Annotated in this window: 11 protein-coding genes; 7 read left to right on the plus strand and 4 right to left on the minus strand. The window is 62.0% G+C overall.

What is annotated here, in order from left to right:
- Positions 1-5: 5 nt before the first annotated feature.
- Together HZ994_13665 and HZ994_13670 are read left to right on the plus strand one after the other, a co-directional pair.
- Positions 6-1,235 (plus strand): Gfo/Idh/MocA family oxidoreductase, encoded by a 1,230-nt coding sequence (locus HZ994_13665; GenBank protein QTN33316.1) that lies wholly within the window; start codon positions 6-8, stop codon positions 1,233-1,235.
- Positions 1,236-1,482: 247 nt separating this feature from the next.
- A complete protein-coding gene (locus HZ994_13670) occupies positions 1,483-3,189 on the plus strand; it encodes a potassium channel protein (protein ID QTN33317.1) in 1,707 nt (568 codons plus the stop codon).
- A gap of 15 nt (positions 3,190-3,204) precedes the next feature.
- On the opposite strand, the gene HZ994_13675 is transcribed toward HZ994_13670, so the two are convergent.
- The 3 genes from HZ994_13675 to HZ994_13685 form a co-directional block, all read right to left on the minus strand.
- Positions 3,205-4,314, minus strand: coding sequence for a hypothetical protein (locus tag HZ994_13675; protein ID QTN34403.1), 1,110 nt, complete (start codon positions 4,312-4,314; stop codon positions 3,205-3,207).
- Positions 4,315-4,403: 89 nt separating this feature from the next.
- Positions 4,404-5,792: a DUF1552 domain-containing protein gene (locus tag HZ994_13680; protein ID QTN34404.1), complete on the minus strand. Its 1,389-nt coding sequence runs from the start codon at positions 5,790-5,792 to the stop codon at positions 4,404-4,406.
- A 4-nt stretch (positions 5,793-5,796) separates the two neighbouring features.
- On the minus strand, positions 5,797-8,847 hold the full coding sequence (locus tag HZ994_13685) for a DUF1588 domain-containing protein (GenBank protein QTN33318.1): 3,051 nt from the start codon (positions 8,845-8,847) through the stop codon (positions 5,797-5,799).
- Between the two features lie 216 nt (positions 8,848-9,063).
- Here HZ994_13685 and HZ994_13690 point away from each other — a divergent pair, with 216 nt between their 5' ends.
- The 3 genes from HZ994_13690 (at position 9,064) to HZ994_13700 (ending at position 14,747) form a co-directional block, all read left to right on the plus strand.
- Positions 9,064-9,780, plus strand: a complete 717-nt coding sequence (locus HZ994_13690; GenBank protein ID QTN33319.1) for an SGNH/GDSL hydrolase family protein — start codon at positions 9,064-9,066, stop codon at positions 9,778-9,780.
- Between the two features lie 50 nt (positions 9,781-9,830).
- Positions 9,831-12,089, plus strand: a complete 2,259-nt coding sequence (locus HZ994_13695) for a hypothetical protein (protein QTN33320.1) — start codon at positions 9,831-9,833, stop codon at positions 12,087-12,089.
- A gap of 75 nt (positions 12,090-12,164) precedes the next feature.
- Positions 12,165-14,747 carry a discoidin domain-containing protein gene (locus HZ994_13700; protein ID QTN33321.1) on the plus strand — a complete coding sequence of 861 codons (2,583 nt, stop codon included), beginning with the start codon at positions 12,165-12,167 and terminating at the stop codon, positions 14,745-14,747.
- A 136-nt stretch (positions 14,748-14,883) separates the two neighbouring features.
- Here HZ994_13700 and HZ994_13705 read toward each other — a convergent pair whose 3' ends face one another.
- Positions 14,884-15,861: a carbohydrate kinase gene (locus tag HZ994_13705; GenBank protein ID QTN33322.1), complete on the minus strand. Its 978-nt coding sequence runs from the start codon at positions 15,859-15,861 to the stop codon at positions 14,884-14,886.
- 136 nt (positions 15,862-15,997) lie between these two features.
- On the opposite strand from HZ994_13705, the gene HZ994_13710 reads away from it, so the two are divergent.
- Together HZ994_13710 and HZ994_13715 are read left to right on the plus strand one after the other, a co-directional pair.
- The gene (locus HZ994_13710; protein ID QTN33323.1) at positions 15,998-16,900 is read left to right on the plus strand and encodes a ThuA domain-containing protein; all 903 of its coding nucleotides are present in this window, start codon (positions 15,998-16,000) and stop codon (positions 16,898-16,900) included.
- Between the two features lie 6 nt (positions 16,901-16,906).
- A complete protein-coding gene (locus tag HZ994_13715; GenBank protein QTN33324.1) occupies positions 16,907-17,851 on the plus strand; it encodes a hypothetical protein in 945 nt (314 codons plus the stop codon).
- Positions 17,852-17,854 lie beyond the last annotated feature (3 nt).

Below are 17,854 nucleotides of genomic sequence, written 5' to 3' on the forward strand. Positions count from 1 at the left end.
CCAACATGAGCAAATCCCTTTCCTTCGCCGTCATAGGCTGCGGTTCGCGCGGCCGCACCTACATGCGGATCGCCCGCCAGCTCGGGCACCGCATCGTCGCCATCTCTGACACCTCCGAATCCGCGCTGGCCGTGATGAAAGAGATTGCCGGGGAGAACGACCCGCAGGAATTCGCGAGCGGCGAGGAGCTGCTGGCCACCGGGAAACGTCTCGCGGATGTCGCGCTGGTCAGCACGCAGGACGCGCAGCATTTCGGCCACGCCTCCGCCGCCTTGCGGCTCGGCTACGATGTCCTCCTCGAAAAGCCTGCCGCGCAGAGTTCCGAGGAGTGCGAGGAACTGGCGCGCATAGCCAAGGAAAACAACTGCAAGCTCATCCTCTGCTTCGTGCTGCGATACACCCCTTTCTACCGCACGATCAAGGGCGTCATCGACGCAGGGAAGATCGGCGACATCGTCACGATCCAGGCCTCTGAGGGAGTCGGACCGTTCCATAACGTGCATTCGTACGTTCGGGGGAAATGGTCGGTGACAGCCGAGTCCACGCCGATGATCATAGCGAAATGCTCGCACGACACGGATCTTCTGGCATGGTTCGCAGGCTCGCGCGCCGTTTCGGTGACTAGCCACGAGGACACCTCCCATTTCCGCCCGGACAAGGCACCCGAGGGAGCGACCGACCGCTGCACTGACGGTTGCCCGCATGTCGGGATATGCAGTTGGGATGCCCACCGCTACCTGACAGACCAGCGCAACTGGGTGCGGCATGTCCGCCCGGACGCCGCCACAATGGACGATGCGGCGGTGCTCGATTGGATCAAGACCAGCAAATGGGGCCGCTGCGCCTACCGCTGCGATCACGACACGCCGGATCATCAGGTGGTCGGGGTGCATTTCGAGAACGGCATCACCGCCGACCTCACCATGACCGCGTTCGACACCGGGCGCTGGATCCGCATCTATGGGACGGCAGGGGTTCTCGAAGCCTGGTCGGAAGGCATGGGCGGCGATGGGGAGCCATCGATCCAGCTCCGGCCGCACGGTGGCCAACCGCAATGCATCGCTGTGCAGAGCCAGGATTCCGGGGATTACCATGGCCACGGCGGTGGGGATTTCGGGCTGATCCACTCGCTCCCCGAGCTGCTTGCGGACGGCTCGCAGGATTTCATCGAAGGCCACCGCATCGGTTTCGCTGCGGATCTCGCCGCAAAGGAAAACCGGGTGGTGTCGCCCTGATGCCAATTGTTGGGACGCATGGGGCTTGACTCTGGCTTGGCCTCCGGCAGGTCATGGAACTCTTCGGTGCGGTCCCTTCCGCGGATGGGATGATGCCCCGGCACATGATCCGTGCCGCACATTCGCAGAGGCCGCAGCACGCGACGGGCCTGGCAACGAAAGGGGAGCGTTTCACTTGAACGAGCCATGACCGAATTGGGGAGTGCCATGGAATCGCGATCCGCCTATGCTGGCGGCAACGCCGAACATGAAAACGATCGTCACCGTCGTCAGCACCCTGATGAAGAACCGCACCAGCCGGATCAACCTGCTCGCCCTGCTCAAGCTGCTCGGTGTCCTTTTCCTGCTGATCGGTGCCTACAGCATCGTCTTCCACTACCTGATGGAACGCGAGGGACAGCACCACAGCTGGATCACCGGTGTCTATTGGACGCTCACGGTCATGTCCACGCTTGGCTTCGGGGACATCACCTTCGAGTCGGATGCCGGGCGGCTGTTCTCCATCGTCGTGCTGGTTTCCGGTGTCCTTTTCCTGCTGGTGATCCTGCCCTTCACCTTCATCGAGTTTTTCTATGCCCCATGGATGAAGGCGCAGGAAAGCGCCAACGCACCCGTCGAGCTGCCGCCCGGCACCTCCGGACACGTGATCCTCACGAACTACGGCCCCGTCTCCGCGATGCTGATCCGGATGCTCGCGGAAAACGACATCCGCTACGTCGTGCTGGTGCCCACCATCGCCCAGGCGCTGGAACTGCGCGAGCAGAACGTGCCCATCGTCGTGGGCGACCCGACGGATACGGACACCTACCGCCGCATCGGCATCGAGCGCGCCGCGATGGTTGTCACGACGCTTGGCGACATCATGAACACCAACGTCACCTTCACGGTGAGGGAGCTCTCCGAAAACGTGCCCATCGTGGCTTCCGCGACGGCCAAGCAGAGTTGCGACGCGCTGGAGTTGGCGGGTGTCACCCATATCCTGCGGCTTGAGGAAATGATGGGGCAGGCGCTCGCGCGGCGTGTCATCGGCAATGACGCCGCCGCCCACCTGATCGGCGATCTGGACGGCTTGCTCATCGCCGAGGCGAGCCCCGCCAAAACGCCCTTGGTTGGCAAAACCATCGCCGAGAGCGGGCTGCGCGCCGAGAGCGGTGTGACGGTGGTCGGGATCTGGGTGCATGGCCATTTCGAGCCGGTCGATCCAACCACGAAAATCGGCGTCCACACGGTCCTGGTGCTCGCCGGGGCACAAAGCCACTTCGACAGATACAACGAGATCTATGGGCGGCAACGGGATGGGGAGAAGCGCAGCAGCGTGGTCATCGCCGGCGGCGGGCGGGTCGGCAGGGCCACATCGAGGGCTCTCACCGATGCGGGCATCCCATCGGTCATCATCGAGAAATTGCCGGAGCGGGTGGCCGGCATCGATAACGCCATCGTCGGCGATGCCTCGGACTTCGATGTCCTCGTGAAAGCCGGGCTGCAGGAGGCGGGCTCGGTGATCGTCACGACGCATGACGACGACATCAACGTGTTCCTCACGATTTTCTACCGCCGCCTCCGCCACGGCATCCAGATCATCAGCCGCTGCACCCACGAATCGAAGGCCAAGCGGCTCCACCGCGCCGGTGCCGACCTGACGCTCTCCTATGCCTCGATGGGAGCGAACACGATCTTCAACCACCTGCGCGGCAGCGATACCGTGCTGCTCGCGGAGGGCATCACCATTTTCCGTGCGAAAGTCCCGTCCTCACTCGCCAACAAGTCGCTGGCGGAATCCGCGGTGCGCTCGCGGACGGGATGCTCCATCATCGCGGTCGAGCGGGACGGGGATCGCGAGATCAATCCGGATCCCTTCGAGGATCTTCCGGACGACGGCGAGCTGGTATTGATCGGCTCGCTGGATGCGGAGAAAAAGTTCCGCGAGGTCTTCAAGAGCTCGGCGGAAGGGTGATGCGCATTCTGCCACCTACCTCATTTCCAACAAAGCCTCGGCGAAGGCCTTGCCGATCTGCGCGAAGAATTTGGCGGAGCCCCAGTAATGGAAGGCCTGGTTTGAGATGCCGTTGTCCAGCAGGAACAGCTCGTCCTTGCTCAGGGTCTTCTCGACCTTCGCCCGCATCTCCGCATCCAGCTCGGATTGTTTCTTCTTCCAGTCACCGCCGCCCTTCTGCAGCTCCTTGATCGCCTTCAGCCTGTCGGCAAATTCCTTTTTGGCTTCACCCTCCTTCGCCCGGACGTCGTCCAGTTCCGCAGGCCAGTATTCGTGGGTGAAGACGTTGGTGACATTGCCCTTGAATTCATCCGTCTCTGCCGGTGCTGCCATGGCCTGGCGGAACGCCACACTGCCATTTTCCCCACCCACACCCATGACACCGATCACGAAGGGAAGCGCTGGAGCGGAGAGATCCTTGCGGACGTCGCGGATGAAGCAGGAGAGCAGGCGGCTGTATTCGGAGTAATCCTTGTCCTTGCCGGATCCCCCCTTCGGATAGGGGCCGACCATGTCGTTGAATCCCTGGAACCAGACGAAACCGGCCAGCTCGAAGCCCTGCTTCGCATCGTAGCCAGGATAGGCTTGCTTGGGGTCGGCAAGGACTTCCTTCACGTGCTCGATGAGGAGATTGTAGTATCTGCCTGCGCCCTCACCCGCTTTCTCCCGCACTTGTTCATCGGCGATCTCGCCGCCGCTCGGTGGGCGGAAATCGACCATCAGGCTCTTGCCGCCCCACGCGTCCTTGATGAGCAGGATGGGTTCGTTGAGCGCCTTGTTCATGTAGATCCCGAAGGTCAGCTCGGGGCCGATCTTTCCCGTCCCGACATGGTGCTGGCTGCCATATCCTGCGGTCAGTTGCCCGGACTTTTTCCCCACCGGATTCCCACCGAAATCGCCGTAGGAATAGGCGATCCACACATCGTCGATCACCTTGGGCTTGCCATCCGCGCCGACCATTTCCCTGTGGATGTCCGTCGTCTTCGGATCCTTCGCGATCGCCGGGAAAGTCCGGGTCTGCGCGTGCCCCTCCATGTTCGACTGCCCGCAAAGGATGAAGACCTTGAGGGGCTTGGCATCGGCCATGGAGGCGAGCAAAGGGATGAGGATGGCGGCGAAGCGGAAGTTCTTTCTCATTTTCCTGCGGGATCTCAGGGTTGTTTCCCTGGGCGGCATCACGCCATGAACTGCTTGATGGCACCGGTCTGATCCAGCTTCTTGCGCGCCATTTCGAGGTCGAGGTCGCCGTAGTGCTCCATCGGGTTTCCGTGGGCGTTGAGGAGGGTGGTGTACCAGTTGCCGAGGGTCTTGTGGCCTTCGTTGCCGAGGTAGGGCAGGCGGATGTAGCGGCCGGCGATGTCGAGGTTGCAGTTGCGGCCGGACATGATGATGAAGGGGGATTCCGTGCCGATGCCGTGGTGGGTTTCGCCGTTTTCCGGGAAATACATGACCATGGTGTTGTCGAACATCGTGCCGTTGCCCTCGGGGGTGGCCTTGAGTTTCTCGACGATCGTCTTCACCTGGTTCATGTGGCTGATGCGGATCTGCTCGCGGGTCATCCAGGCGGGGACTCCGCCGAAGGCCTCGTCGTGGCCGAGCGGGTGGATGCCGACGCGATCCGTCTCGTTGCCGGGCAGGCCGGTGATGGGGGTGCCGAGGTCGTCGATGGTGTAGGTGACGACGTTGGTCAGGCCGGCTTTCATGGCGGCGATGAGCACGTCTGTCATGGCTGCCTGTTTCTCGGGTGTGCTGGCGTTTTCGCCGCCGTCGGCATGGACGGGATCGAGTGTGGGCAGGAACTTGGCGAGGGTTCCGGAAATGCCGATGAGCTTCTTGTTACGCTCGCGGATCTTGTCGATGGATTCCACCTGCGCCTCCTGGCGTTTCACCTCGTGGCCCTTGAAGCCGCTCTCCTTCAGACCTTCCTTGCCCTGGAGGAAGGCGAGCATATCGTTGTCGGAATTGACGGCATCCGGGTTGAGGACGGATTTGAAAAGCTCGCTGCGGGCGGTGTCGGGATCCGCGTAGCAGTAGTTGCGTGTCTGCGGGGCGGGTGCCGAGTAACCGGAAACAATGCCGGTGCGGCCATCCGCGAAGGACAGCTCGACGTGGCCGAAGGGCGAGGGGAAAAGCTTGGCGAGTTCGAAATCGATCGTCGTCCGCTTGATGGCGCTGAGGGTGTTGCGGTTGGATTTGAAACAGCCCATCACGGAGGAGAAGGAGTAATGGACGTTCTCGCTCATCTTGGCGGAGAGCCCCTGGAGGATGGTCATGTTCTCCTTGTGGTCGTCGAGACCGCGCAGCCACTTGGGCAGCTCGTGCTTGCTGAGATCCGCCTCGAAGGGCTGCTTCGCGTCATCGAGCGCCTTGTCCTTGGCCGAGAAATTCATGAGCGCGCTTTCGAGCGGGCGGAGGCCGCTGGATTTGCGGATGAAGATGAAGCGTTTCGGGATGCCCGCGCCCGCACCGCTTGGCGCGGCAAAGAGCTGGTTGAAGGACGGTGCAAGGGACATGGCACCGGCTCCGAGCGCCGAGGTTTTGAGGAAATTTCTTCTGCTGAACATAGGTCTAGTTTTCTGCTGGTTTGCGGTAAATGAAGGAATCCGAGGTCAATAGTGATACAATTGCGGCATCAAAGCTACCACCATTGTTTACGTAAGCCTGCTCGGCATCGATCAGGGTTTTCGAATCGGAAAGGAATTCGTTGCGGCCCATGAAGTAGCGGAAGGCATGGCGGATGAAGGATTGGCGCACCCGGCGCGATTTGGAAAGGCGCTCCGCGAGATCGACGGCACCCACGAGATCCCCGTCCAACGAAGGGTCTTCGGTGCCGGCGAGATGTCCCGAGGAATCGACCGGAAGGGTCTTGTAAATATCGCGGAGATCCAGCAGGTGGTTGCGGTCTTTCGCCTCGTCGGGTCGTTTGGTGACCAGGTGTTCGGGATATTCCAGATACTCCTCGGTGCGGAACCGGCCGAAGTCGTCGTACATCTCGAAGGTGTTGCCTAGAGGGTTCATCTTTTCATGGCAGTGCCAGCAGGACTTGGTTTCCGTGGCCATGGCAAGGCGGTCGCGCAGGGTTTTGTTGTGATCCTCCGGAATCACCGCATCCACCGTGATCGGCACGTCAGGGATGGTGCCGGCCAAAAGTTTCTCGCGCACGAACTTGCCGCGGTGCACGGGATCGGTCTCGGTGTTGAAAGCGTGGGCGAGGAGCCAGGCGGGATGGGTCAGCATGCCCTTGCGGTTGGGGACTTTCGCCGGCTGGGTGGCCGACCAGTTCCAGTTGTCCTTGCTGTAGCCCCACAGCATCGCGACGTTTTCGCCGGGCATGAAATCGGAGCCGTAACCCCGATACATGTCGAAGGGCGCGGCGTCCTTCTGGCCCTTGTCGAGACGGGCGGTGATGGAAGTCATGGATTTCTTGAAGAGCTTCAGGCCGTCGCCCGAGCGGTTCCCTGATTTGAGATTGTCCGGGTTGATGTTGCGCATTGGGTTCTTGCGGAGGAAATCCGTGTGCTCGGCCAGCTCCTTGTAACCGAAGTTTTTCCAATCCTTGTCCTTGAAGTATGCGTAGATGCGCTTGATCAGGTCGGAGTCTGCCGTCATTGCCTCGTTGTCACCGTCATGGAACACGTAGAATTCCTCGGTGCCGATCAGCTCTTCGAACACGTTTTTGTCTTTCTCAAGAATGTATTCCACGATCCGGTCGGCCTCGTTGACCACGCGGTTGGTCGCCTGGTCCAGGCGGTCGCCGCCGAAGCGTTTCTCGTCCTTGAAAATCTCCAGCGCCTTGGGATAGCCGAAGAACTCGCGGAAAAACCGCAGCTCGCGGATGGGCATGTCCGTGGTGTTCTCGGCCCAGCTTTTGTCCTCCAGGATGGGGTCGATGAGCGACCGCACATCGCGCCTGGCGAGCAGGCGCTCGACCTCGCGCTTGTAGTCCTCGCGGGTGTTGAGGCGGCCGCTTGTTGCTGCGGCCACCAGTTCCGCGTCCGGACTCTGGTCGGTCAGGGCGTAGGCGATGGCGTAGCTGGCGTCACGGGGTGACATCATGCGGCGTCCGTGCTCGTCCGGTTCGCCTGCACCCAGCTCGTTGCGGTAGGCGAATTCGGTGGAAAGCAGGAAGGTCTGGATCAGCTTCTGCACCGCCTTGCGACGGCCGAGCTTTTCGACGTACGATTGTGTCAGCGCGACGTATTCGGAGGTTTCCGCAGGCGTGGGTTCGCGCTCGAGGATCAGCCCGGAAAGCTGGCCGGCCAGTGCGGTGAGTGTCTCGGGGCTTGGCGGGCCGGCGTCTTTGCGCTGCTGGGCAAAGGACTGCTCCCAGTCGGTGACGCACTCGTCGATGAGGGTGTTATAACGGTCGCCCTTCTTGCGGTGTTGCTGGATGGAAGCACGAATCACCGCCATTTCCTCATCGGCGAGTGGCGTGTATTCGATCTTCTTGTGCCTCCTGAGCTGTTCCTGGGCGATCCCGCGGAAGTCCGAAACATACTCCCTGAGAATTGCCATGCGACTCTGGATCGTGCGCTCGTGGTCGCCGCGGTAGAACCAGACACGCTCGAAGTAACCACGTAACTCGTCGTCGCTCATTTGTGAGAGATTGGGATCGGTCAGGGTGTGATAGACGAGCGGAGCCGCGCCCAGTTTCTCCAGCATGCCCGTCGAGACGCCCATCGGTGCCTTCTTGTATTTCTCGCCCTCCTTGAGTTCAGGCAGCGGCTGGAGCACGACGGGCACGAAGGTGGGCAGCATGGACTCATTCCGGTCACCGTAGATCTCTTCGCAGATCCGCTCGATGTGGCTTTCAAGGAATGCGCGGCGTGCGGTGATGGTGGCCGCATGGGCTTCCTCCATCGCGATGATTTCCATGGCCGCAGGCAGGTATTTGCCCTTGCTCTTGGGCACCTGGACGTCGGTGATGTATTCGGACACGGCCTGCGCGTTGGTCAGCATGCTGGAGAGGTGGCCGCCGGTGAGATCCTCGTTCGCGTAGTAGCGCACGCCGATGGTCTTGGGCAGGAGGAAGGGGTTGGCGAGCGAGACTTCCTGCAACCTCTTGCTGCCGACCACTTCAAACCGCTTCTTGCCCCGGTTCGCCATGGTCTTCTTCTCAAGGATGCGCTGGAACTTGGCGTTGAAGATGAACTCGCTGATCAGCCAGCGGCGGTCGGTGGTGTAGGCGGGCACATCCTTGTATTCGCCGGAGAAGAGCTTTTCGTGGTCGATGTAGTTGCCGTATTCGGGCTTCTGCAGCTTGCCTTCGAGGGTAGAGGCATTGTGGTTTCCAAGCTCTGCGGAAATGACCGCAAGGATCGCTTTCCGCTCGGCCTCATCCGGCTGCCGCTTGTTCTTGGGCGGCATGTGCTGGAAATAGATCTGTTCCTGGACTCGGTTCAGGAGATCCAGGCGCTTCTGGGTGTCAAGGCTTCCGATGTCGTCGAGCTGGATGTCGCCTTTCTGGGAGTCCTCGTCGTGGCAGTTGTAGCAATAGCGGTCAAGGATCGCTTCCGCGTTTTCAGGCACGGTGAAAGCGGCCGCCGCTTTGTTCCCCTCCGCCCATCCGGTGCTGATGGATGCGGTGATGGCAGTGGCGATGAATGCTGATGCTCTCATTGGGATGACCGGAACGAAACCAAGCGCATGCCGCGCGAACGCGACTTCAGGTAGCTGGGATGCGGCAGGATACGCCTACCCGTCCCACCTCTTATCATCCCCCGGAAAATCATTTTTCCACCCGGAGTTATGCTCCGCGGGGAAAAGGGACCCATTTCCGGAAACGCCCGGCAAAAGGATTTGGAAAGGTTCCCGTTTTCCCCTAGTATCCACCTCATGTCGAAAATCGGAACGATGATGGTAGCGGCGACCCTGATGATGGGTTCGGCGGGTGCCTTGAAGGCGGAAATCGCGGTCAAGGACGGGGAGAAAATCGCCTTCATGGGGGACTCCATCACCCAGGCAGGGGCGAAGCCCGGCGGGTATGTGTCCCTTGTGATCAGCGGTCTGGAGGCGAACGGAATCAAGACAACCGCCATCCCGGCCGGCATCAGCGGCCACAAGTCCAACCAGATGCTCGCCCGCCTCGAGAAGGATGTGCTTTCCAAGAAGCCCGACTGGATGACGCTCAGCTGCGGCGTGAACGATGTCTGGCACGGCGCAAAGGGTGTCCCTCTCGATGAATACAAGGAAAACATCACCAAGATCGTCGATCAGTGCCAGGCCGCTGGTATCAAGGTCATGATCCTGACCTCCACCATGATCAAGGAGGACGCGGCCAACGATCTGAACCAGAAACTGGTACCCTACAACGCTTTCCTGATCGAGCTCGCCAAGGAAAGGAAATGCCTCCTTGCCGACCTGAATGCGGCCATGCAGGCGCAGCTCACCGCCGCCGGTGCCGACCGCAAGGGCAATCTCCTCACCCGCGACGGGGTCCACATGAATCCCGCCGGGAACCAGATGATGGCCGTCGGTGTGCTCAGGGGCTTCGGCCTCGATGAGGCTCAGATCGCCAAGGCCGGCGAGGCATGGGCGGCTGCCGGGAAATGACATGCATCCGCATACCCCGCCCCGATTCCAAACCCTCAGCCCTTGACTCCATGAAGGCCAGGCTCCGTCTCTCCCTCATCCCGTTTTTCCTTATGATACAGGGCGCCTCCGCCGTCATGGAACGCGGCGAGTACCCCTGGGGCACGGATCTCCGCAGCTACTACGACGAGGAAATGGCCAAGGAACTCGGCGGCATCAAATGGCTGCTCAACCTCGGCCCAACCGGCATCCGCGCCCGGATTTATCCCGACAAACCCGAGGTGCTCGTGGTCAAATACGTTTTCCAGGATGCGAAATCCCCAGCCAAGGGCCTGGTGGAAGCGGAGGATGTCATCGCCGGGGCCAACGGGAAAAAATTCAGCACCCCCCACCGTTTTGGCAGGAATCTGCCCGGCGGGGGCGGCTGGGACGGCCCCATGCTGGAGCTTGCCGGGCACATCGAGGACAGCCAGGGCAAGGACGGCCTGCTGTCCCTCACGGTATGGCCCAAGGGCGAGAAAAGCGGGCAGAAAGAGGTGAAAATCCAGCTCCGCCAGGTCGGGCGCTTCGCCGAGACATTTCCCTACAACTGCAAGCGCTCCGAAATGATGCTTGAGGAGCTCTGCGATTTCATGGTGATGGATTACAAGTCCGGGAACTGGAAAAAGGAGAACTCCTTCGGCGGCGGCCCGCACGGCCACGCCCACCAGCTGCTCGCACTCATGGCGAGCGGGATCCCGAAGTACGACAGGATCATCGACAGCGCCGTTTCCGGATACTACGGGAAAACCTATGACCCCGGCGGAGGCGGCTTCCAGATGTGGAACTGGGGCTTCGATGGCATCGTGATGGGCGAGCAATACCTCCTCACCAAGGATAGGAAACTGCTCTCGGCGATGGAATCGCTCGCCGCAGCCATGCCCCAGGGCTGCCACAACGGGAACGGGATCTACACCCACCGCTCGGAGATCAACCTCCGCGTCACCGGGCGCAAGCCCTACGCATCCATCGCCGCCATTTCCGGCCTGCAGATGCTGGGCATGAGCCTCTTCAAGGAAGCCGGCCTGCCCTACGACGAGCGCCTCCACCACAACATCCACCAGCACTACCTCAACAGCACCTCGCCAGAGGCTGTCAACATCGCCTACGCCTTCGGAAACGCCGACAAGCTCAACGACAGCGACATAGCACACCGCCACGCAATCATCAAACTCAAGGATCCCAAGAAAGGCCTCAGCGGCAGGGGCCCCGGCTATGTCTGCCCGACGGGCATGGATGGCATCGGCGAGTATGAGATCGTCTGGCCGACCAAGGCGGATCCGCGCTGGAAGCCGACGGATTGGCTGGAAAAGGAAGCCGCCACGAACATACTCACCGAGCACTCCGGCGATGGCCCGGACATCCGCAGGGTGGACCGCAACAACCCGCGCTACAAATTCGCCCCGGAGCCGACCAAGCCCTACAAGACCACGAGAACCGGCACCCACCTCGCACCGGTAGGCATGGGGGCTCTGTCCCATCTCATCGGCGGCAACGAAACCTCATGGAATTACCTCGGCACCCACGCGGCCAACACCTGTGTGCTGGGCCCCGGCAACGGTTTCGACGGCCACGCCGCATCCAACCTGCACGCTTTCTGGAGCGTGCTCGGGGCGGCGCGCAGCGACCAGCCGGAGAAGCTCCGCGGGTATTTCGACATGATGAAAACCTTCCTGATCCTCTCGGAAACGCACAACGGAGGCCTGATCCTCCAGCCCTGGGGGCGGGACAGGCCGGATTGCAACTCGGACACATCCTACGGTCCCCGCATCCTGCCGACGGCCACCGGTGCCATCCTCCTTTCCCTCGGAAAGCAGCGGCTGCGCATCACCGGCGCCGGTGGCGGGGCGGGTGCCCGGAGGCCGACATCCGGGCTTGCTCCGCCGGTCAGGAAGGCGCGTCCGATCTCTGCGGAAAACATAGCCCTGCTGGATGATTCCCTGCTCAAGGCGCTTGCGGAGCTCAATCATTCCGGGAGCCTCAAGCCCATCCCCGTCCGCATCACCAAGGCAAGGGCCGATGTCTGGCTTGCCAAGGTGGAAAGCAACTGGCAGCTGACATTCCAGGCCCTCCAGGGCGAGAAGCGGGCATCGTTCAACTTTGCAGAGCTGGCCTCCGGAGACCGCGCCGCCCTTGCCGCCCTCGCCGCAGGCTACCGTGCCGATGACAGGGAAGCCCAGGCCATGGCCGGCCTCTACGCGGAGATCTCCGGAGACACCAGTACCGCAGACATGTTCTTTGCAAAGGCCGGCGAGGAAACCGTCTCGGCTCTTGATGCGATCTTCGAGTAGTTCCCCCGCCTGCATCCCGCCCCGTCACCGAATTATGGATTCCATCCGCCGCCTGCCTGCCTATCCTCACATCCCATGAAAACAAAAACCTCTGTCCCTCTCCTCGCGCTATCCCTTGCCCTGCTCGCCCCCGCAGGGGCGGAAACCCCGGGCGAGAAGATCTACCAGAAAGGGTTTCTCACCAAGGGGGAAGCCCTGGAATCCATCGAGCTGCCGGAGGGCTACGGCCTGGAGCTGATCCTCAGCGAGCCGGAGGTGGAGGAGCCGGTGATGTGCGCATGGGACGGCAACGGAGCCATGTACGTTGTGCAGATGCGGACCTACATGCAGGATGCGGATGCCACCGGCGAGCAGGAGCCGAAAAGCCGCATCACCAAACACGTGGATACGGATGGCGACGGGAAATACGACAAACATAGTATCTTTGCCGACAACCTCCTGCTGCCCCGCTTCGTCCTGCCGCTCGACGACAGGGTCATGGTCGGCGTCACCAATACCCTCGATCTCTGGACATACCGGGACAGCACTGGCGACGGCGTGGCGGACGAGAAGGTGAAGGTGTTCGAAGGCGGCAAGCGCGGCGGCAACATGGAGCACCAGCCCAGCGGCCTGATGTGGGGCTTGGACAACTGGCTCTACCTCACCTACGAGGCCAAGCGCTACCGTTTCACCGACGGCAGGCTGGAGGTCCAGAACCTGCCCAAGGGCAACGGCCAGTGGGGCCTGTCCCAGGACAACTGGGGGCGGCTCTATTACTCCCGCGCGGGCGGTGAGATACCTGCGGAAGGATACCAGCGGCCGCCTGTCTACGGCCCGATGGAGCTCCAGGGCCAGGAGGAAACGGGATTCCGCACCGTCAACCCCATCGCCGAGGTGCCGGATGTCCAGGGCGGCCCCCGCCGTGTCGGCCCGAACGGCGGGCTGAATGTTTTCACCGGAGTCGCCGGCCAATCCGTTTTCCGGGGCGACCGCCTTCCGGATGAGATGCGGGGCAACCTTTTCATCCCGGAGCCGGTGGGTCGCCTCATCCGCCGCGTCCAGGTGGATCGCACGGATGCCAAGACCGTCCTGCGCAACGCCGATCCCGGCACGGAATTCATCCGCACCCGCGATGTGAATTTCCGCCCCGTGTGGACAGCCACCACGCCGGACGGGCGGATGGCCATCGTGGACATGCACCGCGGAATCATCCAGCAGGGGAACTGGACGCAGCCGAAAAGCTACCTGCGCGGCATCATCGACAAGTGGGGCTTGGCGGAAAACATCGGCAATGGCCGCATCTACCGCCTGGTCCACAGGGATTCCAAGCCAGGCCCGCAGCCCAAGATGCTCGGCGAATCCACCGCCGCCCTCCTCGCCCATCTCTCACACCCCAACGGCTGGTGGCGCGACACCGCACAGAAACTCATCATCCTCCGCGATGACCGCGAGACGGTGGTTCCCGCTCTCGAGAAAATTGTCCGCGAGGGCGGATCCGAGTTCGGCCGCCTCCACGCGCTCTGGACTTTGGAAGGGATAGGGAAACTCGAGCCATCGCTCATCGCCGCCGCGCTGAAGGATCAGTCCTCCATCGTGCGCACTTCCGCAGTGCGGGTAGCGGAGCCGTTCATGGCGGCGGAGGAAGAAACCGTGGTCGCGGCGCTGCAAGGGTCGTTTCCCGACGACATGGAAATGGCCGTCCAATACCTCAATTCCCTCCAGGCGAGCGGCACCACGAATCCGGCGCTTGTCGCCGTGGGCGCAAATATCGTTGCGAATCATGGCGATTCCGAAGTGGTGAAAGCCATGCTGCAGGCCAAGGGTGCCGCCGCGAACGATGCGCTGCTGGCCGCCGCCCAGAAACAGCGCGGAGAGCGCTTCGCGCAATCCATGCAGCGCGGCAAGGTGATCTATGAACAACTCTGCTTCGCCTGCCACGGAGCCGACGGGAAAGGTGCGCCCATGGTAGGCAAGCCGGGCGAGAAACTCGCCCCATCCTTCGTGGGGACGCCCCGCGTGACAGGCACCGGTGCCAGTGCGGTTCGCGCTATCCTCCACGGCCTTTCCGGTAATGTGGACGGGAAGGAATACGAAGGTCTCATGGTGCCGATGGCATCCAACGACGACCAATGGATCGCCGATGCCACCACCTACATCCGCAACAGCTTCGGGAACTCCGCCCCGGAAATTTCCGCCGAATTCGTGGCAGCCCTCCGCAAGCGGCACAGCGACCGCAATACTCCCTGGACGGTGGCCGAGCTTGAGGAACTGGAGCCACCCGCCCTCGCCTACAGCAAGGACTGGAAGCTCAGCGCAAGCCACAACGCCAGCGATCTGAAGGCCGCCTTCGACGGCGACCCGTCGTCTCGCTACACCACGGGGAAATCAATGGATCCGGGCATGTGGATCCAGGTCGAGCTGCCCGCCAAGACCCTGGTTTCAGGAGTGACCCTCGATGCGCGCGGCTCCAACGGCGATTTCCCGCGGGGCTACGCCGTGCAGCTTTCCGACGACGGCAAGGCCTGGGGCGAGCCGGTTGCGAAAGGGAAAGGGGAAAACGCCCTGCTGGAGATTTCCTTCCCACCCACCGGGGCGAAGTTCCTCCGCATTTCCCAGACCGGCAAGCACAGGCTCTACTGGTCCATCCACGAGATGGGGATCATGGGGAAAAAGCCGTAGGCAGGGATCCTTGCATCCCCATGGAGGCCTGTCCTGTTGCCTGTTTTTCCGGCAACTTGCGATGGCATTTGATCCCGGGTTGGCGGGTAGCCCCCCTTGGTGCTGGGGCGGGTTTGCGGGCGGCGGGAAACCGGGCCTACGGCCAGTGGGTCAGGGATTTCAGCAGGGAAAGGCGTGCTTCGATCTCCCCGCGGGTGAGGTGGGCGAGGCGGTTTGCGGAGAAGGCCTCGCAGGTGAAGGAGGCGACGACCGAGCCGTAAACGATGGCCTGGCGGATATCATCGAAGGAGAACTCGGATTTCCCTGTGGAGGCTAGGTGTCCTGCAAGGGCGCCGAGGAACGAGTCGCCGGCGCCTGTGGGATCGGCGACTTCGGTGAGGGGAAATGCAGCGCAGCGGAACAGGTCGAAGTTGCCATCCAGGAGGGTGAACTCGGTTGGCGGGGCTCCCTCGGGGTGGAGCGAGAACAGGATGGCTCCGAATTCGCCGAGCTTGATGATCACATTCCGGGGGCCCTTTGCCAGGAGGCGTTGGCCGGCGACGATGAGATTGGAGGTTTTGCAGAAATCACGGGCTTCGGATTCGTTGATGACGAGGAGGTCGATCTTCTGGAGCACCTTGTGAAGGTCGTCGTTTGCGATGGTGATCCAGAGATCCATCGTGTCGGCGGCGATGAAGGGCTTTTCGGCGGTGAGCTGATCCATCATCTGGAGCTGGTTGAGCGGATGCATGTTGGCGAGGACGACGATGGGAGCGGCGGCGGCCCCGGCGGGGACTTTCGGGGTCCAATCCTCGAGGACGTTGACGGCGACGGCAAGGGTGTCGCGGTCGTTCATGTTCTCATGGTAGGAGCCCGTCCATGAGAAGGTGTCGCCCTCGGAGCGCTCCAGGCCATCTGCGGAGATGCCTTTGGATGCGAAGAGATCGAGGTGCTCCTGGGGGAAGTCCTTGCCAATGATGCCGACGAGGTGGACGGGCGAGGTGAAGTAGGATGCGGCGAAGCCGGTGAAGGATGCGGAGCCGCCGAGGAGGTTTTTCCCTTCGGCGGTGGGGGTCTTGATGTTGTCGATGGCGATGGATCCGCCGATTAGGATTGGGGTGGTGCTGGTGGGCATGGCGGGGGGTGTAATCGGTCAAAGGTCAAAGGTCAAAGGTCAAAGGTCGGGGGCTGTTTGGTTATGGTGCTTCTGTGTTCCGGTTTTTCGGAAATGGTGGTTGAAGGGGCTGGCGGGAGGTGATGGATTGGTTGTGATGAGAATTTCATGTGCGCGCAGGTTGTTTCCGATGGTTTTGGCGATGTTCTCGGCTTTGCCGGCAAGTGCGGAGGATGCCCCGGGGAAAAAGCTGGTCATCATTGCCGGGAAGCCGAGCCATCCGCCGGGAATGCATGAGTTCAATGCGGGCAGCCTGTTGCTGAAGAAATGCCTCGCGGGGGCGAAGGGGCTGGAGGTGGAGGTTCACAACAACCACTGGGTGCGCGACGACAGCGTGCTGGAGACGGCGGATGCGGTGGTGATCTATTCCGATGGCGGCGCAGGGCATCCCGCGCTGCAGGGCAACCACAGGGAGCTCCTCCAGAAGCTCGTGGACCGTGGCGGCGGCATGATGATGATGCACTTCGCCGTGGAGTGCCCGAAAGAAGGGCCAAGCGGTGAGATGTTCCGCGAATGGATAGGCGGGGCCTATGAGAACGGCTTTTCCTGCAACCCGATCTGGGAGGCGGATTACAAATCCTTCCCGGTGCATCCGGTGGCGCGCGGGATCAAGCCGTTCAGGATTGAGGACGAGTGGTATTTCTCGATCCGTTTCGCCGAGGGCATGAAGGGCGTGACCCCGCTGCTGGTGGCGACGCCGAGCGACGAAACGCGCGACGGTCCCTATGTGCATCCCAAGGGGCCGTATCCGCACATCCAGGCGCGGAAGGGCGAGGAAGAGACGATGATGTGGTGCAAGGAACGCGGTGACGGAGGGCGCGGTGTGGGCTTCACGGGCGGGCATTTCCACCGCAACTGGGCGGATGACAATTTCCGCAAGATCGTGCTCAATGCGATGCTTTGGATCTGCAAGATGGAGGTTCCCGAAAGCGGGGTGGAGTCGACCGTGACCGAGGAGGACATGGCGGCGAACCTCGATGAGAAAGGCAAGAGGAAATAGGTGGCCATGGGCGGCGGGAAAGGAATGCTGCTCGGGATGCCGGAGCGTTGGGATGAAGCTTGTTTCGCGGTGCCTGCGGTGCGTGCCCTGGTGAAATCCGGGCTTGCGGGTGGGATGGCCTGCCGGGAGGAACAGGCGGATTTCTGGAAGACTGTGTGCAGCCTTCCGCAATTCCATTTTTCCAGGAAAACCTCGGCAGGTGCGCTTGCGGGGAAATTCGGGGCGGGCTGGGAAGCTTCCGTGGTCTGGGAATGTGGGGTGGCCGCAAAGGCATTTGCGAAAGCGAAGCTTGCCCGCAGGCTGGGTCCGGCGGGGAAGGTGCTGGCGAAGCTGCTGACGCATCCGTTGGGGCTTGCAGAGGGTGCCACGGAGCACCGGGTGCGGATGTACATGAAGTCCTGCGAGGAAATGGGTGTTTCAGTGGACAGGCCGGAGTATTTCGTGGCCGCACCGCTGGGGATACCTGCGGCACCTGCCACGGTGCTGCTATGCCCGGGATCCGACTACGGCCCCAGCCACGAGTGGCCGCTTGACCGCTGGCAGGAGCTTGCGGAGGCCTTGTTGGAGCAGGGCAAACGGGTGACCGTGGCAGGGGTTGTCGGCGGGCGCGGGCTGGGGAAGATCCTGGCCGGTAGGTTGGGCGGGGAGGTTGAGTTTTTCCATGCCTCCCCGCTGGGGGCGGCGTTGCCCCTGCTGGCGGTGCACCAGCTTGTCATATCGGCCGATGGATCGTTGCCCCATCTGGCGGCGCATGCGGGATCGACCTGCGTGACCCTTTTCGGCCCGAACGATGCGGCCTGGAAGCGGCCGCTGGGCAAGCGGCACCTGGTGGTGAGGCGTCATGTGGAATGCGCGCCTTGCCTTTCCGCGAAATGTTCCATGGACGGGAGATGCCAGGGAGAGCTGGAGGTGGCGAGGGTGCTGGCCGCAATTTCGGAGTCCAAATTCTGAGGA

The organism is Akkermansiaceae bacterium, from assembly GCA_017798145.1.
Classification (GTDB): Bacteria; Verrucomicrobiota; Verrucomicrobiia; order Verrucomicrobiales; family Akkermansiaceae; genus Luteolibacter.